Genomic DNA, 18,689 nt, shown 5'->3' on the forward strand with positions numbered 1-18,689 from the left:
TGGTATTATGAAAATCACATTCTATATGTGGGGATCTTATTGCTCAATCTTAAAAAAAGCTCTTGATGAGTTAAAAAAAGAGGGTTATAATGTTGAATATAAAATATATTCTAATAGAAATCCAATCGATAATAGCTTTTTAGAAGATGTTAAAAACTCTGATTTAGTTTTTATATATAAAACATCATCAGATGATATTGATTTAGAGAAGATAAAGATATTCAACGAAAACATTATAATTGTTTCACAAGATCCAAGTTTTTGGAATTCTGAAAAATCTGCTAAGTGTTATCTATTTACAACTTATGGAGGAATTGATAATTTTAAAAACATGATTTTATATTTGATGGGCGAAGATAAAGAGGTTATAAAGAAACCATTCCAAGGAATTTACTATAAAGGAAAAATCTATGAAGAATTAGATGAATTTTTAGATGATGTTAATTTTGATAAAAAATATACAGTAGGAGTTTTATTTTCAAGACATTACTTAGTTAATGACGATATGGATGCAATTAACAAACTTTTAGATAAATTAGAAGAGGAATTTAATGTAATTCCAGTATTTTCTTATGGGGCTAAGTGTGAAGAGTTAAATGCCTTAGGTGGGGGAGAGAGCATTTTAAAATACTTCTTTAAGGATGATAAACCTTTAATAGATGCGTTAATTAACTTATTATCATTTCCATTGGGAACTGTAAAAGATGGAGGAAATTTAAATAAAATCTCTGGAGTTGATATACTTAAAAAATTAGATATTCCAGTATTTCATCCAATAATGAGTTACTATAAAAGCTATGAGGATTGGAAAAATGACAGTCAAGGATTATCTGCAGATATTGGTTGGACTGTTGCATTACCAGAATTTGAAGGAGTTATAGAACCAATTATAATTGGAACTACAGAAAATGAAAATGGTTGTGAAAAAAAAATTTGGAATTGAAGAAAGAATAGAAAAAGTTGTTAAGAGAATAAAAAGATGGATTAAATTGAAATATAAACCTAAAAAAGATCGAAAAGTTATATTTGTTTTACATAACAATGCCTGTGCCTCCGTAGAGGCAACAATAGGAAGTGCCGCACATTTGGACAGTCTTCAAAGTGTTGTGAATATAATGAAAAAATTAAAAGAAGAAGGATATAATGTAGAAAATATCCCTGAAAGTGGAGAGGATTTATCTAAATTAATCTTACAAAAGAAGGCAATTTCAGAGTTTAGATGGACTACTGTTGAGGAAATTATCTCAAAAGGAGGATACTTATATTTAATGGATGAAGAAGAATATTATGAAGACTTTAATAAACTCCCTAAAAATGTGAAAAACAAGATTTTAGAGACTTGGGGAGATTTAAATGGAAAAGATATTCCAGCAGGAATGATATACAAAGTGGATGGCAAAAACAAGATAGTTATAACTGGCTTAAAGTTTGGAAATGTCTATGTTTGTGTCCAACCAAAGAGAGGTTGTGCAGGGGCAAGGTGTGATGGTAGAGTTTGTAAAATTTTGCACGACCCATATTGCCCACCAACTCACCAATACATTGCTACATACAAATACTTTAATGACATTGGAGATATTATAATCCACGTAGGAACTCATGGAACATTAGAATTTCTACCAGGAAAAAATGTAGGTTTATCTAACGAATGTTTCCCAGATATCTGTATAGGGGATATTCCTCACCTTTATATTTATAATTCAGATAATCCACCAGAAGGGGCTATAGCAAAAAGAAGAAGTTATGCTACTATTGTAGATCATTTACAAACAGTTATGGTAGATGCCTTTAGTGAAGAGTTAGAAACTTTAAACAGCTACATAGAGGAATATTTAAAGGAAATGGATACTTCAAGAAAACATCAATTAGAACATTTAATTATTGAAGAAGTGAAAAAAACTAACTTAGTAAAAATAAAAGAAAAAATTAAAAAAATAGAAAAAGAAGGAAAAATTCATGAAAACTTTAAAGAATTGTTTGATGAAATAAGAGATACTTTAGAAATGATAAAGAACTCAAAATGCAATGATGGAATGCACATCTTTGGAGAACTACCTGAAGGAGATAGAAGAGTGGAATTCATAAAAAGTATATTGGAATATGAATATAAAGAGAAAGATTTAAAGAAAAAAATTGAAAATGTATTAAATGGAAAAAGTATTGAAAATAAAAAATTGGAGGGAATAATTAAAGAGATAAATGAAAGAATTGAGAAAACTGACGAAATAAAATCCTTACTAAGAGGAATTGACGCAGGATATATAGAGCCTGGAGCTTCTGGATTAATTTCAAGAGGTAACTATGATATACTACCAACAGGAAGGAATTTTTACACATTGGATCCATATAGAGTTCCTACAAAATCTGCCTATAGAGTTGGGATTTTATTAGCTGAAAAATTAATTGAAAGATATTTAGAGGATGAAGGAAAATATCCTGAAAATATTGCTTTATATTGGATGGCTTCTGACATAATGTGGGCAGATGGAGAATGTATGGGAATGATATTACATTTATTAGGAGTTAAACCAGTTTATAAAGGAGGAAAAGTTGTTGATTTAGAAATAATCCCCTTAGAAGAATTAAAAAGACCAAGGATTGATGTTACTATAAGAGTTAGTGGAATAATAAGAGATATGTTTCCAAATTGTATAGAACTTATTGATGAAGCAATAATGAGAGTAGCTAAGTTAGATGAACCGCTAAATATGAATTTTGTAAAGAAACATGTCATTGAAGGATTAAATAACAAGTTATCTTTTAGAGAGGCAACATTTAGAATTTTTTGCTCATCTCCAGGAACTTATGGAAATGGAGTTAAATATGCTGTATATGCAAGTGCTTGGGAAGATGTTGAGGATTTAAAGGATGTATTTGTGCATTGGAATTCTTATGCCTATGGAAAGAATGTGTATGGTAAAAAATCTACAGAAATTTTTGAAAGTTTATTAAAAACAGTTGATTTAACATTTAATAAAGTTGTTACTGATGAATATGACTTACTTGGATGTTGTTGCTACTTTGGAACTCATGGAGGTTTAACTAACGCTGCAAGAGTTTTGAGGAATAAAAAAATTAAGGCGTATTATGGAGATACAAGAAATTCAAAAAATGTTGCTATAAGAACTTTAAAAGAAGAACTTGAGAGAGTTATTTTAACAAAGTTACTAAATCCAAAGTGGATTGAAGGGATGAAAAAGCATGGATACAAAGGGGCTGGAGACATTGCTAAAGAATAGGAAGAGTTTATGGTTGGAGTGCTACAACTAAGGAAGTAGATAGTTGGGTATTTGATGAGATATTTAACACATTTGTAAAAGATGAGAAAAATAGAAAGTTTTTTGAAAAACATAATATATATGCATTAGAAGAGATTTCAAGAAGATTGTTTGAGGCTTATCAAAGAGGTTTATGGAAAACTAAGAGAGAAAATATTAATGAACTTAAAAAAATTTATTTGGCTATAGAAGGAAATATTGAAGAATCTTATAATGACGATTATGGCGAGTATCAAGGTGGAATTATTACCATAGATACTTCTTGGAAACACCATATATTTTATATACAAAAATAAAATATAAATAAAATTAAACGCGATGATGAATGCTGACTTCACTGATTGATGATGACACCTGGGACATCTGAGCGTTATCATTTTTTAATTTAATAAGGGTTCGAAACAGTTTCTTAATTTCTGTAACGCACCACAATACTTAATTTAATTATATTACTAACTAACCGATAAGATGGCTCTGCCTTCGAGGTTGTTATACCTTTGATAAAAAGATTTTAGGGGCTGTATCCGTTCAGCCCAAAGTCCAATGAACCTATGGCAGAGAGATTGGTATTCCCGATGAAGCTATGGGCTGAGGATAACCCATTTCCTTAGATCGGTTTGTATAATTAAGTTGTTATATGATATGCTATGGAAATGGGGAACGGATCTTTTAAATATCGGCTTAGTTCTTTTTCTTTTACTTTTTAAATAATTCGATTCCTACTATCTATTGTTGAATAAGCGACTTTAATAGTCGCATCGACATAATGGAGAGCATAATTCCAACCGTTTAATAATCTTCTTAACTCCCTTTTAAATTCTCTATCTTTAGGGATTTCTGGAATTAACCGAACGGTAGAGTAGTATTTATAAAACTTTATACCGATGTTTAACTACTTTTTCTTTCCATTGGATATTATTCCAGATAATATAACTCCTTATATATTTCTATATTTAGTTAAACAGTTTCAAACGGCAAAATAGGAGTAAATAACCTTAAGCAGATTTAACAAAAAATAATAAACCAACAATGACCATCCTCTTTTTTTATTAGTTGATTGGTATTATTCCAAAATTTTATTTTATACTTTTTATTTTTAACTTTTTCTAAGAAACTTGATATTAATGATGGTATTGGGCATGCACTTCCAGGTATTTCTGCTTCTCCAATCTGTTTTGGACAGTATTTACATTTATCTATTTTAATACCAATAGTTATAGTATTATTTTCACTTTTTATAAAGACTTCATCACATATTTGGAAGATATCAATGAAAAACTTTATAAGTTCTTCATCATTATTTGGAATCTTATATCCTAAATCTATAACACATTGTCCAACCTTTTTTCCAACATTTGAACCAATAATATTTGTTGTTCCTTGATTTAATAATCTTAAGTTAGCTAATTCTCCCAAAAATGATGTTAATATTATATGAAGTGGATGTAAATTTCTATTCTCCATAAGTTTCTTATATGAGTTTATTGTCATAACTATCCACCCATTAATTTTAAAAAAACAAACTACTAAATTTTGAGAATTTAACTATATGTAAAAAAGTTATGTTTAATAACCAATATTTAAAATTTACTATAAAATTATTAAAATTTTCTTTAATTAGAAAATAATTTTATAAAACTTTTATCTCAAATTGACAAAAATCATCGCCTAAACCTGCACAATGTGTTTCTTTTGCTCTAACCTTTTTGTTTAATATTTTTTCTAAACATCCTGCAATAAATCCTCCTTCAAACCAACATAATGGTTCTCCAACTTCTGGAAGTCCAGAGCAAGAGATACACTCATAAACTCTAATTTGTAAAGGACTTTTATTTATAATTTCAACTTTTCCAATTTTATATTTTTCACAAAAATTTACTACATCATCAATAGTTGAAGGATTCAAACTTTCTCCCAGTTCTTTTCCACAATCATAAATTACTCCATGAGCCCCTCTACCTAAATACCTCTCTAAGTCCATAAACCTCATTAATCTAAAAACCGTAATATCTATGTCTCTACCTAAGGAATTTCTATTGGATTTTGAAAGTACATCTATTGAAAATTTTAGAGACACAATATACCCCCAATTCATTTATTCATTATATTTTTTGTTTTTGTAAAAATAAATATAATAAAATTGTTCATTGTTCATAGATATTTAAAATTCTATTCAAATAACTTATTTGAGCTTCTTCTAATCATTCCCTCAACTACATTCTTTCCAACTAATGATGTGGCTTCTTTTATTAAAGCTTGAGGAGCTACTAAATATGTTTGATTAACATCTTTCTCTCCAATAGTTGATTTATCAAACTCTTCGATAATCTTCAAAGCTAACTTTAAATCTTCCTGCTTTTCATCAATTAGCATATTTTTTGCAGATGTAATTAGAGCATCTTTATCTAAAACCTTCATCAAACCTTCAATTCCTGAAGTTTCAATAATTGAGGCAATAGTTTGAAGAGAAACCAATATTTGCTTTTCTATCATATCCTTTGGAGCATTTATTATTGTTTTTCCAACTCTATAATAGTCTAAAACACCAACTAAGGTAATTGCAGTAACTAAAGCGCCCATATCTGCGACTGCTGGAACTACATCTGCAGGAGCTACATAAGGGATTTTTCCTATACTCTCAACTAATTCAACTAATTTATTTATTTGCTCTTCTGTTGCATACTCTCTACCTTCCAAAGCTTTTCCAGCAATTGTATAATATTTCTGTCCTGGAGTTCCTGGAACTCCTGTTGGGTGCATTGATGAAATTCCTACATCTTTTCTCTTTAATCTTAAAATTCCTTCCAATGTTCTATATAAAACAGGAGTTGGGAGAGTACAAGTATTACAAATAACAGCATTTTCAGGGACATGTTCAATAATCTTCTTTGCAATGTTTATTGTTATTTTTCCAAACGGTGTAAATAAAATATGGACTTCTCCATGCTTAGCTGCTTCTATATCATCACTAACAACTCTAACTCCTGCATCTTCAACAGTCTTCCATAAATCTTCACTCATTACATCTTTATTTGGTTCCGCTAAGATAACATCATGCCCAGCTTCAGCAAACTCTATAGCCATTCTTGCTCCACCATAGGGAGGTTCTCCACCAAATTTTTCTAAAACATTTAATATTTCTAAATAGAGTTTTTGATTTCCTGCCCCGTAGATTGATATTTTCATTTAATTTCCCTCCCAACATTCTTAATTAAATTACTTAATTAAATTAAATAATTTTTAATTTAAACTTTACTAAACTAAACTAATATATAAATTTTGCTATATTTTGTAAAAAATTATATAGATATTTGGGTATATGGTAAAAAATTTTATTTTCAAAATTCTAAAAGTATATTATTAAAATATTATATAAATCTTATTGTAAATTTTGATAGCTATATTTTAAAAATTAATAAATACCTATTAAATTTTTAAAATTATATATTAAAAATATTAATTATTACATTGAATATAAATATAGAATTTATTAAGCAATGAATTTTAAAGAAATAGATGTATCAAAAATACAATAAAAATCAATTTTTGCTATATATTGGTTGTTGAAATATACTCATTGATTTTCTTACACTTTACTAAGCAAACCTAAATAAAAAAGTAAATATATGTTAAGTTTAACGTTAAAGTTTAAACCCGCTTTATTTTTATAGCTATTAAGATTTATGTAATTTCCGAGGTGACAATCTTGAAGAAATATAAAGACATATATCCAGATGAAAATGGAAAATTTGGAATCTATGGTGGTAAATTCGTTCCAGAAACATTAGTTCCAGCTATAACTGAATTAGAAAAAGCATTTAAAAGATTTTGGATAAACAATGAAGGAAACTTTAGAGAGGAGTATTATGCTTTATTGAGGGACTATGTGGGAAGACCTACTCCATTATATTATGCTGAAAGATTTAGTGAAGAGCTTGGCTGTAAAGTTTATTTAAAGAGAGAGGATTTAGCTCATTTAGGAGCACATAAAATAAACAATGCATTAGGTCAAGCATTATTGGCTAAAAAAATGGGTAAAAAGAGGGTTATCGCTGAAACTGGTGCTGGACAGCATGGAGTTGCTACAGCGGCGGCATGTGCTAAACTTGGATTAGAATGTGTTATATATATGGGAGCTAAAGATGTGGAAAGGCAAAAGTTAAATGTTTTTAGAATGGAACTAATGGGAGCAAAAGTAATTCCGGTATTTGGAGGTTCTCAAACATTAAAAGATGCCGTAAATGAGGCATTGAGAGATTGGACTACAAATGTTAGAACAACCTATTATTTACTTGGCTCAGCCTTAGGTCCTCATCCATATCCAATGATGGTTAGAGAGTTTCAGAGAGTTATTGGAAAAGAGATTAAAGAACAAATATTAAAGAAAGAGGGAAGACTTCCAGATGTTATTGTTGCCTGTGTTGGAGGAGGAAGTAATGCCATAGGAGCATTTTATGAATTTTTAGATGATGATATTGAGTTATATGCTGTTGAGGCTGGAGGTAAGGGGATTGAGACAGGAATGCATGGAGCTTCATTGTGTGCTGGAGAAGTAGGAGTTTTGCATGGCTCTAAGATTTATGTTAAAGAGGATGAGTTTGGGCAGATAGAAGAAAGTTATAGTATTTCTGCTGGTTTAGATTATCCAGGAGTTGGTCCAGAACTTTCATTTTTAAAAGATGAAGGTAGAATTAAACCAGTGTATGTAACAGATGATGAAGCATTGGAGGCATTTCAAATACTTTGTAGATTAGAGGGAATTTTACCAGCATTAGAGAGTTCTCATGCATTGGCATATGCTATGAAGTTGGCAGATAAATTGGATAAAGATGATATTATGGTTATAAACTTATCTGGTAGAGGAGATAAAGATGTTCAAACAGTTGCTAAGGCATTAGGTAAAGAAATCTAAAAAATTTTTGAGGGAAATATTATGAAAATATCAGAGAAATTTGAGGAATTAAAAAATAAAGGAGAGAAAGCATTTATAGCGTTTTATGTTGGAGGAGATCCAAACTTAGAGATTTCAGAAAAGGCTTTAAGTGTTATATGTAAGCATGCAGATATTGTTGAGATAGGAATACCATTTTCTGATCCTGTTGCAGATGGAATTACAATACAAAAAGCAGATGTTAGAGCTTTAAACAGTGGGATGAATCCTTTAAAAGCATTTGAATTAGCTAAAAAATTGAATGAGAAGTTTCCAAATGTTCCAAAGGTATTTTTAACTTACTATAACATTATATTTAAAATGGGTGAGGAAAATTTTGTTAAAAGATGTAAAGAATCTGAAATTTCAGGAATTATAGTGCCAGATTTACCTATTGAAGAGGCAGATAGCTTATACAATTACTGTAAAAAGTATGAGGTTGATTTAATATTTTTGGTTGCACCAACAACTCCAGATGATAGATTAAAGAAAATCTTAGAGAAGTGCAGTGGATTTGTATATGTTGTTTCAGTAACTGGAACTACTGGAGCAAGAGAAAAAATATCTGAAGAAACTAAAGAATTAATTAAAAGAGTTAAAAAGTATTCAAAAATTCCAGTTTGTGTAGGATTTGGTATTTCAAAGAGAGAGCATGTTGAAGAGATCTGTAAAATAGCTGATGGAGCAATTGTTGGAAGTGCGATCGTTAAAATTGTAGAGAAGTATGTGGATGAAAATGGAAAAATTAAGGATGAGAATGAATTTTTAAAAGAGTTAGAAGAGTTCGTTAAACATTTAAAGAAGGGAACTAAAATAAAATCTAAAGCAAAGGAAAAAACAGTTATTAAAAATATTTAAGTAAAAAAATATCTGCATTTTCTAATGAAAGTAAAAAATAAATATTAGAAGGGAATATTTTCAAAGATGCATCATAATTATTTTATTAAGTCGCTATTTTATTCTATTATTAATTACTTTTATAGATTTCATATATAAAACTTTAAGGGAGGAATGACCTTGAGAGTAACAGAGCATGTATTAGTTCCAAAGCATGAAATAGTTCCAAAAGAAGAAGTTGAAGAGATTTTAAAGAGATATAATATTAAAATTCAACAATTACCTAAAATTTATGAGGACGATCCTGTTATTCAAGAAATTGGTGCTAAAGAAGGAGATGTAGTTAGAATAATTAGAAAAAGTCCTACTGCTGGGGTCTCTATAGCATATAGATTGGTTATTAAAAGGATTGTTTAAATAGGTGGCAATTATGAGAGAATTAGTAGATGCCTATTTTAAAGAACATAGTTTAATTGAGCATCAAATAGAATCCTATAACGATTTTGTAGAAAATAGATTACAAAAGATTATTAATGAAGTTGGTTATATAGAAACTGAAATTCCTGGAGGGTATAAGGTTAAATTAGGTAAAATTAGGATTGGAAAACCAGTAATTAAAGAGGCAGATGGTTCTATAAGACCTACAACCCCAATGGAAGCCAGGACTAGAGATTTGACATACTCAGTTCCACTATACTTAGAAATGACTCCAATTATTGGAGAAGGAGAAAATGAGAAAGAGGAAGAGACTGTTGAGGTTTATATTGGAGAACTTCCAGTAATGCTTGGATCTAAAATATGTCATTTATATGGAAAATCTCGAGAGGAGCTTATAGAGTTAGGAGAAGATCCAGAGGACCCTTTTGGATACTTTATTATTAACGGTACTGAAAAAGTTTTAATTACTCAGGAAGATTTAATTCCAAATAGAATATTATGTGAAAAATCAGAGAAAAGTGGAAAACTTATTGATGTTGCTAAAGTTTTCTCAACAAGACATGGTTTTAGGGCATTATGTACTGTCGAGAGACATCCAGATGGTTTATTATACGCTACATTTCCAGGTTTGCCAGGGCAGATACCATTAGTTATATTGATGAAAGCATTAGGAGCAGAGTCTGATAGGGATATTATTGAGGCAGTTGGTGATGAAAGATTTTTCATGGAACTCGTTCTAAATATTCAAGAAATTAGAGAAGAGTATAATATAAATACCTCTAAAGATGCTTTAGAGTTTATTGGAAAAAAGGTTGCTCCTGGACAGTTAAAAGAGTATAGATTAAAAAGAGCAGAAACTGTTTTATGTAATTATTTACTCCCTCATTTAGGAGTTTCCAAGGAAGATTTTCCAAAGAAAATTAGATTCTTAGGAATTATGGCAAGATCAGCTTTAGAATTATACTTTGGATATAGAGTAGAGGATGATAAAGACCATTATGCATATAAAAGAGCAAAGTTAGCAGGAGATTTAATGGAAGATCTGTTTAGATATGCCTTTAATCAACTTGTTAAGGATATAAAGTATCAATTAGAGAGACAAACATTGAGAAACAAGAAGCCTTCAATTCAAGCTGCTGTAAGAAGTGATATATTAACTGAAAGAATTGTCCATGCCATGGCTACTGGAACCTGGGTTGGAGGAAAAACTGGGGTTAGCCAACTCTTAGATAGGACAAGTTACTTAGCAACAAATTCTCAATTAAGAAGAATTGTCTCTCCACTGTCAAGATCACAACCTCACTTTGAGGCAAGGGAATTACATGGAACTCACTGGGGTAAAATTTGTCCATCAGAAACTCCAGAAGGGCCAAACTGTGGTTTAGTTAAAAACTTTGCTATAATGTGTAAAGTAACAAGAGAAGAAGATGACAGCAAAATTATAGAACTGTTAAAATCCTTCGGAATTAAGTGTCAATACAGTGAATAAATCAGTTCTTTTTATCTCTTTAATTTTTCCATTCAAATATTTTATTAAATTTGGAGTTATTACTTAGAATTAAAATTTAAGCAAATAATAATATAACTTAGGTGAAAAACTTGGCTTCCAGAGATGTTAATATTTATGTTAATGGAAAGTTGGTAGGAACTACTGACAAGCCAGAAGAGTTGGTTAATAGTATTAGAGAGGCTCGAAGAAAGGGGTTAGTTCCACAATATACTACTGTTGTTTATTATGAAGAAAATAATGATATCTATATAAACACGGATGCTGGAAGAATTGTAAGACCTCTAATAGTTGTAGAAAATGGAAAACCAAAATTAACAAAGGAACATATTGAAAAATTAAGAAAAGGAGAAATTACATTTTCAGATTTGGTTAAAGAAGGAGTTATTGAATATTTAGATGCTGAAGAAGAAGAAAATGCATATATAGCAATGTCTGAAGATGAATTAACTGAAAAACACACTCACTTAGAGATCGATCCTCTGACAATATTGGGAATTGGGGCAGGAGTTGCTCCATATCCTGAGCATAATGCCGCTCCAAGAATTACAATGGCTGCAGCAATGGGTAAGCAGTCATTAGGTATTCCAATGAGTAATATAAAATGGAGATTAGATACAAGAGGGCATTATCTTCACTATCCACAGGTGCCAATTGTTAGAACAAAACATCAGGAGATTTTAGGATTTGACAAAAGACCAGCAGGGCAAAATTTCGTTGTAGCTATTATGAGTTACGAAGGATACAACATGGAGGATGCTATAGTATTTAATAAGTCAGCGATTGACAGAGGGTTAGGAAGAAGTACATTTTTCAGAACTTATGATGCATGTGAAAGGAGGTATCCAGGAGGGCAGATGGATAAAATCGAAATTCCTGACTCAAATGTTAGAGGTTACAGATCAGAGGAAGCTTATAAAAACTTAGAAGAGGATGGTATTGCCGCTGTAGAATCTCATGTAAAAAGTGGAGAAGTAATTGTTGGAAAAACTTCACCACCAAGATTCTTAGAAGAGCATGAAATTTCCATTCAAGTAAAACCACAGAGAAGAGATTCTTCAGTAGTTGTAAGACATGGAGAAGAGGGTTATGTTGATAAAGTAATATTAACTGAAACTAAAGAAGGAAATAGACTTGTTAAAGTTAAAGTTAGAGATTTAAGAATTCCTGAACTTGGAGATAAGTTTGCTTCAAGACATGGACAGAAAGGAGTTATGGGTTTGACAGTTCCACAGGAAGATTTACCATTTACAGAAAGTGGGATAGTTCCAGACATTATAATTAATCCGCACGCAATTCCTTCAAGAATGACTGTTGGGCAGTTATTAGAGATGCTTGGAGGTAAAGTAGGGGCTTTAGAGGGAAGAAGGATAGATGGTACAATATTCAGTGGAGAGGAAGAGTGGGATTTAAGAAAGGCTTTAGAGGCTTTAGGATTTAAAAATCATGGGAGAGAAGTAATGTATGATGGAAAAACTGGAAAAAAATTTGAAGTAGAAATTTACATTGGAATAGCATACTATCAAAAATTACACCACTTAGTAGCTGGAAAAATACACGCAAGAAGTAGAGGACCTGTTCAAGTATTAACAAGACAGCCAACAGAAGGTAGAGCAAGAGAGGGAGGTTTAAGATTTGGAGAGATGGAAAGAGATGTTTTAATAGGGCATGGAACTGCTATGTTACTTAAAGAGAGACTTATGGATGAATCAGATCCTTACGATGTTTGTGTATGTTCAAAATGTGGAGATTTTGCAATATTGGACTATAGAAGAGGAATAAAATACTGTCCAATATGTGGTGAAATTGAAGATCTATATCACTCTAAGAAAATTCCATTTGTTAGAATTCCTTATGCATTCAAGTTATTGTTAGATGAATTAAAGAGTATGTGTGTCCTTCCAAAGTTAAGAATTAAAGATAAAGTTGAATTAGAGGATTTTAAAGAATTTATTGAAAGAATAGAAAAAGAAAACCAAAAAGAGTAAAAGATATGGATTTTTTAACTAATTTACACATTTTATTAATCTTTTTAATCATAAAAAATTTAAAATAATTTAAAAATTAGTTTAAATTAATCTAAAAATAAAATCACATTTATCTCGGTGATTGTCATGGAAAAATATGAAATTCCAAAGGAACTCGGAGAAATAATGTTTGGATTATTGTCTCCAGATTACATAAGGCAAATGTCAGTTGCTAAAATAATAACCCCAGATACATACGATGAAGATGGTTATCCAATTGAAGGGGGATTAATGGATCCAAGATTAGGAGTTATCGATCCCGGTTTAGTTTGTAAAACTTGTGGAGGAAGAATTGGAGAATGTCCTGGACATTTTGGACATATAGAGTTGGCTAAGCCAGTAATTCACATAGGATTTGCTAAAACCATATATAATATATTAAAGGCTGTATGTCCTCACTGTGGTAGAGTAGCAATTCCAGAAAATAAAAGAAGAGAATTCTTAGAAAAAATGGAAAAATTGGAGAGAGATGGTGGAAATAAGTGGGAAGTTTGTGATGAAGTTTATAAGGAGGCTTCAAAGGTTACAATTTGTCCATACTGTGGAGAAGTTAAATATGAGATAAAATATGAAAAACCTACTACTTACTATAGGATTGAGGATAAAGAAGAAAAAGTTTTAACTCCATCAGATGTTAGAGAAATCTTAGAAAAAATCCCAGATGAAGATTGTATATTGTTAGGATTAAATCCAGAAACTACAAGGCCTGAATGGATGGTTTTAACTGTCCTTCCAGTTCCACCTGTAACTGTTAGACCATCAATAACCTTAGAAACTGGAGAAAGAAGTGAGGATGACTTAACGCATAAATTAGTTGATATCATTAGAATTAACAACAGATTAGAAGAAAATATCGAAGGAGGGGCCCCTAATTTAATTATTGAAGATTTATGGAATCTCTTACAGTATCATATTAATACATACTTCGATAATGAAGCCCCAGGAATTCCTCCTGCTAAGCATAGAAGTGGAAGACCTTTGAAAACTTTAGCTCAGAGATTAAAAGGTAAAGAAGGAAGATTTAGATATAATTTAGCAGGTAAGAGAGTTAATTTCTCAGCGAGAACTGTAATTTCTCCAGATCCATGTTTAAGTATCAACGAAGTTGGTGTTCCAGAGGTTATTGCTAAGGAATTAACTGTTCCAGAGAAAGTTACTAAGTTTAATATTGAAAAAATTAAAAAGTTGTTGAAAAATGGACCTAATAAGCATCCAGGAGTTAATTATGTAATTAGGAAAATGATTGGTAAGGATGGAAAAGAGCATGAATTTAAAGTTAAAATAACTGAGAGTAATAAAGATTTCTGGATAGAAAATATACGAGAAGGAGATATAGTTGAAAGACACTTAATGGATGGAGATATTGTATTATACAACAGACAGCCATCATTACACAGAATGTCTATAATGGGGCATAAAGTTAGAGTCCTTCCATATAGAACATTTAGACATAATTTATGTGTCTGTCCTCCATATAACGCTGACTTTGATGGAGATGAAATGAACCTACATGTTCCTCAGTCTGAGGAAAGTAGAGCTGAAGCAGAGAGTTTAATGCTTGTAGAAAAACATATACTTTCTCCAAGATTTGGAGGGCCAATAATTGGAGCAATACATGATTTTATCTCAGGAGCTTATATTTTAACTTCAAATTACTTTACGAAAGATGAGGCTACTTTAATACTAAGAAGTGGGGGAATAAAGGAGGAGTTGTGGGAGCCAGATAAAATAGAAAATGGAGTTCCACTATACTCCGGTAAAAAGATATTCAGTAAAGCACTACCAAAGGGTTTGAATTTAAGATACAAAGCAAAAATATGTAGAAAATGTGATGTCTGTAAAAAAGAAAACTGTGAATATGATGCATATGTTGTTATAAAAGATGGTGAGTTAGTTAAAGGAGTTATCGACAAAAACGGTTACGGAGCAGAGGCTGGGTTGATATTGCATACAATAGTTAAAGAATTTGGCCCAGAGGCTGGAAGAAAGTTCCTTGACTCTACAACAAAGATGGCTATAAGAGCAATAATGTTAAGAGGATTTTCAACAGGTATTAATGATGAAGATCTACCAGAAGATGCCTTAAAAGAAATTGAAAAAGTATTAGATGAAGCAGAGAAAAAAGTTAAAGAAATTATTGAAAAATATGAAAGAGGAGAACTTGATCTATTGCCAGGATTAGACTTGGAAGAATCAAGAGAGGCATATATAAACAATGTATTGAGAGAGGCAAGAGATAAAGCTGGTCAAATAGCTGAGAGATATTTAGGGATGGACAATCACGCAGTTATTATGGCTGTTACAGGAGCAAGAGGTAATATATTAAACATAACACAGATGGCGGCTTGTTTAGGACAGCAGTCTGTTAGAGGAAGAAGAATATTTAGAGGATATAGGGGAAGAGTTCTGCCTCACTTTGAAAAAGGTAGTTTAGATGCAAGATCTCACGGATTCGTTAGAAGTAGTTATAAAAAAGGTTTAAGTCCAACAGAATTCTTCTTCCACGCTATGGGAGGTAGAGAAGGTTTAGTCGATCAGGCAGTTAGAACTGCTCAATCTGGTTATATGCAGAGAAGATTAATTAATGCTTTACAAGATTTAAAAACTGAATTTGATGGTGTCGTTAGAGATTCAAGAGGAATAATAATTCAATTTAAGTATGGAGAGGATGGAGTGGATCCAATGCTCGCTGATAGAGGTAAAGCTGTAAATATTGATAGAATTATAGACAAAATTAAAATGAGATACAATAAATAATTATTTCCTTGCTATGTTTCTCTAACATTTTCAACAATTTAATTAATCAATCATTATAATTAATTTTACTTTGATTAGGTGATACAAATGGACATGGAAGTTTTAAAACAAAAAATTGAAAATTTAGACTTACCAAAGTCAGTAAAAGATGAGTTATTTGAAAAGTTATCTAAGGAAGATTTAGACGATCAAATTATAGATGAAATCATTGAGGAAGTTGTTAAGGCATATAAAAAGGCTTTGATAGAACCTTATGAAGCTGTTGGAATTGTTGCCGCTCAATCTATTGGTGAGCCAGGTACTCAGATGTCTTTGCCATATGAGGAGAAGATTATAATAAAAGATGGAGAATTTATAAAAGCTGTTGAAATTGGTAAATTAGTGGATAAAATGATTGAAAAATTTGGATTTGAGAAAGTTGGAAATAGTGAGGTTTGCGATTTACCAATTGAGATTTATGCTTTAAGTTTAGATCAAGATGAAAAAGTGCATTGGAAGAGAATTATAAGCTGTATTAGACATAAAAATAATGGAAAATTAATTAAAATAAAAACAAGATCTGGAAGAGAGATTACAGCAACTCCTTACCATTCATTTGTAGTAAGAAGAGATAATAAAATAGTCCCAATTAAAGGATCTGACTTAAAGATTGGAGATAGAATTCCAGTAGTTAAATATATCCCCGCTAACTGTATTGAAACAATATGTGTTTCTGAATACATTTTAAATAATAATAGTTTAGACATTCCAAATGAATTATCATTAACTTACGACTTTGGATACTTTATAGGAACTTATTTAGCAAAAGGTTCAGTATATGATGAATTTATTAAAATATCTTTCATTAACGAGGAAATTTTAAAAAATATAAAACTATTCTTAGATAATGTTGATTTAAAGTATGAAATAAACAATAAAGATATTAAAATATATTCACAAGCATTAATAAAGTTATTATTATTAAACTTTGGATATAACTACAAAAAAATCCCTGACTTTGTATTTGGAGCAAATAAAGATTTTGTTAAAGGATTACTTAGAGGATACTTTGATGTAAATAGTATCATCGATAATAAGGAATTAAAGATATTCTCAAATTCAAAAGAACTTATTGATGGATTGGCAATATTGTTATCAAGATTTGGAGTATTTACAATAAAAAATAGAATAAAAGAAAATTATGCATTAACAGTTCCATGTGAATATTTAAAAATATTTGTTGATAAGATAGGAACAATTAATCAAAAAAGTGCAAAATTAAAAGATATAATAACTAAAACTAAGAAATACAAATCAATAGACATTATTCCATCATTCGGAAATGCTTTAAGTAAATTAGGAGAAAAAGTTGAATTTCCAAAAATAATATTAAAAAGATATGAAAAGAGGCAAGAAATTGAAAGAAATACATTACAAAGATACTTAAATAGAATGAAGGAATTAGGATTAAAGAATGGATTGGATATTTCAACTTTAAAGGAGTATTGGTTATTGAAAAAATCTGTTGATAGTGATGTAATTTGGGATGAGATAGTTAAAATTGAAGAAGTAAATTATGATAAAGAGTATGTTTATGACATAAGCGTTGAGGGATTAGAAACATTTACGACATTTGATTGTATAATAACTCACAACACTATGAGAACATTCCACTACGCAGGGGTTGCAGAACTTAACGTTACATTAGGTTTGCCAAGAATGATTGAAATTGTCGATGCAAGGAAAGAGCCATCAACTCCAATAATGACAATCTATCTAAAAGAGGAGTATAAGAATAATAGAGAAAAAGCGGAAGAGATTGCAAAAGATATTGAAAGTATAACCTTAGAAGGAATTGCCGATAGTATAAGTATTGATCTATGGACTCAATCTATAAAAGTTGAATTAGACGAAAATAAATTAGCAGAGAGAAATCTAACATTGGATGATGTTATTGAGGCAATTAGGAAAAAATTAAAAGTAAAGATTGATGTTGAAGGAACTACACTATATCTAAAGGTAAAGACTCCTTCAATAAAAGCACTTAGAAAGAGGTTACCAAAAGTTAAAAATATTCAATTAAAAGGAATCCCAGGAATTGAAAGAGTTTTAGTTAAAAAAGAAGGGGATGAATATGTTTTATATACTCAGGGTTCAAATTTAAGAGAAGTCTTTAAAATCGAAGGAGTAGATACGAGTAGAACCATAACTAACAATATAATCGAAATCCAAGAAGTTTTAGGTATTGAAGCAGCAAGAAATGCGATAATTAACGAAATGAAAAAGACCTTAGAACAGCAAGGGTTAGAAGTAGATATAAGACATTTAATGATAGTGGCTGACATTATGACTGCTGATGGTGTTGTTAAACCAATAGGTAGGCACGGAGTTGCTGGAGAAAAAGGTTCTGTCCTCGCAAGGGCGGCATTTGAGGAGACAGTCAAACATCTATATTCTGCCGCAGAGAAGGGAGAAATTGATAAGTTAAAGGGAGTTATTGAAAATGTTATTGTAGGAAAACCAATATATATTGGAACTGGATGTGTAGAATTAGAGATTGATAGAGATTATGAAGAGGGTAAGTATAAAAATAATGAAAGTAATGAAGAGTAAAATATATATACTAAAAATATATTTTTATTCATAAGCCCAAAATCAATCTTATTTTAAAACTATTTTATTTTAAATTTTTAAATAAAATTTGGGGATGATGAGACATCGATGTGCTGAATAAATGATGAGCACGCCCTTCTCTGACCTTTTATATAGTTTAACTCTTCAATTTGCTATTATTTGTTATTCCAAAAAGTATATAAATATAGAGGAACTATTATTCGAAAACTAACATTATAAAACATACAGTGATATATTTTAAAAAATTAATTCTATTAGTTATAACCGGTAGGGGTTAGGACTTTCGCATACAATGTCTATTT

At 30.5% G+C, this 18,689-nt stretch carries 10 protein-coding genes and 2 pseudogenes; 8 read left to right on the top strand and 4 right to left on the bottom strand.

Annotated features, from left to right (window positions below; translation table 11 throughout):
* The first annotated feature begins 7 nt into the window (after window positions 1-7).
* Window positions 8-3,574: pseudogene (cobN, locus tag KMP69_RS07455) on the top strand (cobaltochelatase subunit CobN).
* A 369-nt stretch (window positions 3,575-3,943) separates the two neighbouring features.
* Here the strand turns inward: cobN and KMP69_RS08170 are convergent.
* From KMP69_RS08170 to KMP69_RS07470, 4 genes and pseudogenes are all read right to left on the bottom strand, one after another.
* Window positions 3,944-4,207: pseudogene (locus KMP69_RS08170) on the bottom strand (RNA-guided endonuclease TnpB family protein); the annotation flags it as partial.
* A 76-nt stretch (window positions 4,208-4,283) separates the two neighbouring features.
* On the bottom strand, window positions 4,284-4,769 hold the full coding sequence (locus KMP69_RS07460) for a hypothetical protein (protein ID WP_214399833.1): 486 nt from the start codon (window positions 4,767-4,769) through the stop codon (window positions 4,284-4,286).
* Between the two features lie 139 nt (window positions 4,770-4,908).
* Entirely contained in the window at window positions 4,909-5,355 is a 447-nt protein-coding gene (locus KMP69_RS07465; protein WP_214399834.1) for a V4R domain-containing protein, read from the bottom strand.
* 92 nt (window positions 5,356-5,447) lie between these two features.
* Window positions 5,448-6,464, bottom strand: a complete 1,017-nt coding sequence (locus KMP69_RS07470) for a H(2)-dependent methylenetetrahydromethanopterin dehydrogenase-related protein (protein WP_214399835.1) — start codon at window positions 6,462-6,464, stop codon at window positions 5,448-5,450.
* Window positions 6,465-6,984: 520 nt separating this feature from the next.
* Between KMP69_RS07470 and trpB the strand changes: the two genes are divergently transcribed.
* The 7 genes from trpB to KMP69_RS07505 all read left to right on the top strand — a co-directional run bounded on the left by trpB (window position 6,985) and on the right by KMP69_RS07505 (window position 18,366).
* Window positions 6,985-8,190: a tryptophan synthase subunit beta gene (gene trpB / locus KMP69_RS07475; RefSeq protein ID WP_214399836.1), complete on the top strand. Its 1,206-nt coding sequence runs from the start codon at window positions 6,985-6,987 to the stop codon at window positions 8,188-8,190.
* Window positions 8,191-8,211: 21 nt separating this feature from the next.
* Window positions 8,212-9,066: a tryptophan synthase subunit alpha gene (gene trpA / locus KMP69_RS07480; protein ID WP_214399837.1), complete on the top strand. Its 855-nt coding sequence runs from the start codon at window positions 8,212-8,214 to the stop codon at window positions 9,064-9,066.
* 159 nt (window positions 9,067-9,225) lie between these two features.
* Window positions 9,226-9,462, top strand: a complete 237-nt coding sequence (locus tag KMP69_RS07485; RefSeq protein ID WP_214400802.1) for a DNA-directed RNA polymerase subunit H — start codon at window positions 9,226-9,228, stop codon at window positions 9,460-9,462.
* A 13-nt stretch (window positions 9,463-9,475) separates the two neighbouring features.
* Window positions 9,476-10,972: a DNA-directed RNA polymerase subunit B'' gene (locus KMP69_RS07490; protein ID WP_214399838.1), complete on the top strand. Its 1,497-nt coding sequence runs from the start codon at window positions 9,476-9,478 to the stop codon at window positions 10,970-10,972.
* A gap of 101 nt (window positions 10,973-11,073) precedes the next feature.
* Window positions 11,074-12,978, top strand: a complete 1,905-nt coding sequence (rpoB, locus tag KMP69_RS07495; RefSeq protein ID WP_394357596.1) for a DNA-directed RNA polymerase subunit B — start codon at window positions 11,074-11,076, stop codon at window positions 12,976-12,978.
* A 126-nt stretch (window positions 12,979-13,104) separates the two neighbouring features.
* A complete protein-coding gene (locus KMP69_RS07500; RefSeq protein WP_214399840.1) occupies window positions 13,105-15,774 on the top strand; it encodes a DNA-directed RNA polymerase subunit A' in 2,670 nt (889 codons plus the stop codon).
* Window positions 15,775-15,861: 87 nt separating this feature from the next.
* Entirely contained in the window at window positions 15,862-18,366 is a 2,505-nt protein-coding gene (locus tag KMP69_RS07505) for a DNA-directed RNA polymerase subunit A'' (protein ID WP_214399841.1), read from the top strand.
* The last annotated feature ends 323 nt before the right edge of the window (window positions 18,367-18,689 follow it).

Source organism: Methanocaldococcus lauensis (genome assembly GCF_902827225.1).
GTDB lineage: Archaea > AGJL01 > Methanococci > Methanococcales > Methanocaldococcaceae > Methanocaldococcus > Methanocaldococcus lauensis.

Bases quoted from the DNA above. Each gene is read 5' to 3' on its own strand.
- KMP69_RS07470 (WP_214399835.1), bottom strand. From the start codon at position 6,464: ATGAAAATATCAATCTACGGGGCAGGAAATCAAAAACTCTATTTAGAA.
- KMP69_RS07460 (WP_214399833.1), bottom strand. From the start codon at position 4,769: ATGACAATAAACTCATATAAGAAACTTATGGAGAATAGAAATTTACAT.
- KMP69_RS07505 (WP_214399841.1), top strand. From the start codon at position 15,862: ATGGACATGGAAGTTTTAAAACAAAAAATTGAAAATTTAGACTTACCA.
- KMP69_RS07490 (WP_214399838.1), top strand. From the start codon at position 9,476: ATGAGAGAATTAGTAGATGCCTATTTTAAAGAACATAGTTTAATTGAG.
- KMP69_RS07500 (WP_214399840.1), top strand. From the start codon at position 13,105: ATGGAAAAATATGAAATTCCAAAGGAACTCGGAGAAATAATGTTTGGA.
- trpA (WP_214399837.1), top strand. From the start codon at position 8,212: ATGAAAATATCAGAGAAATTTGAGGAATTAAAAAATAAAGGAGAGAAA.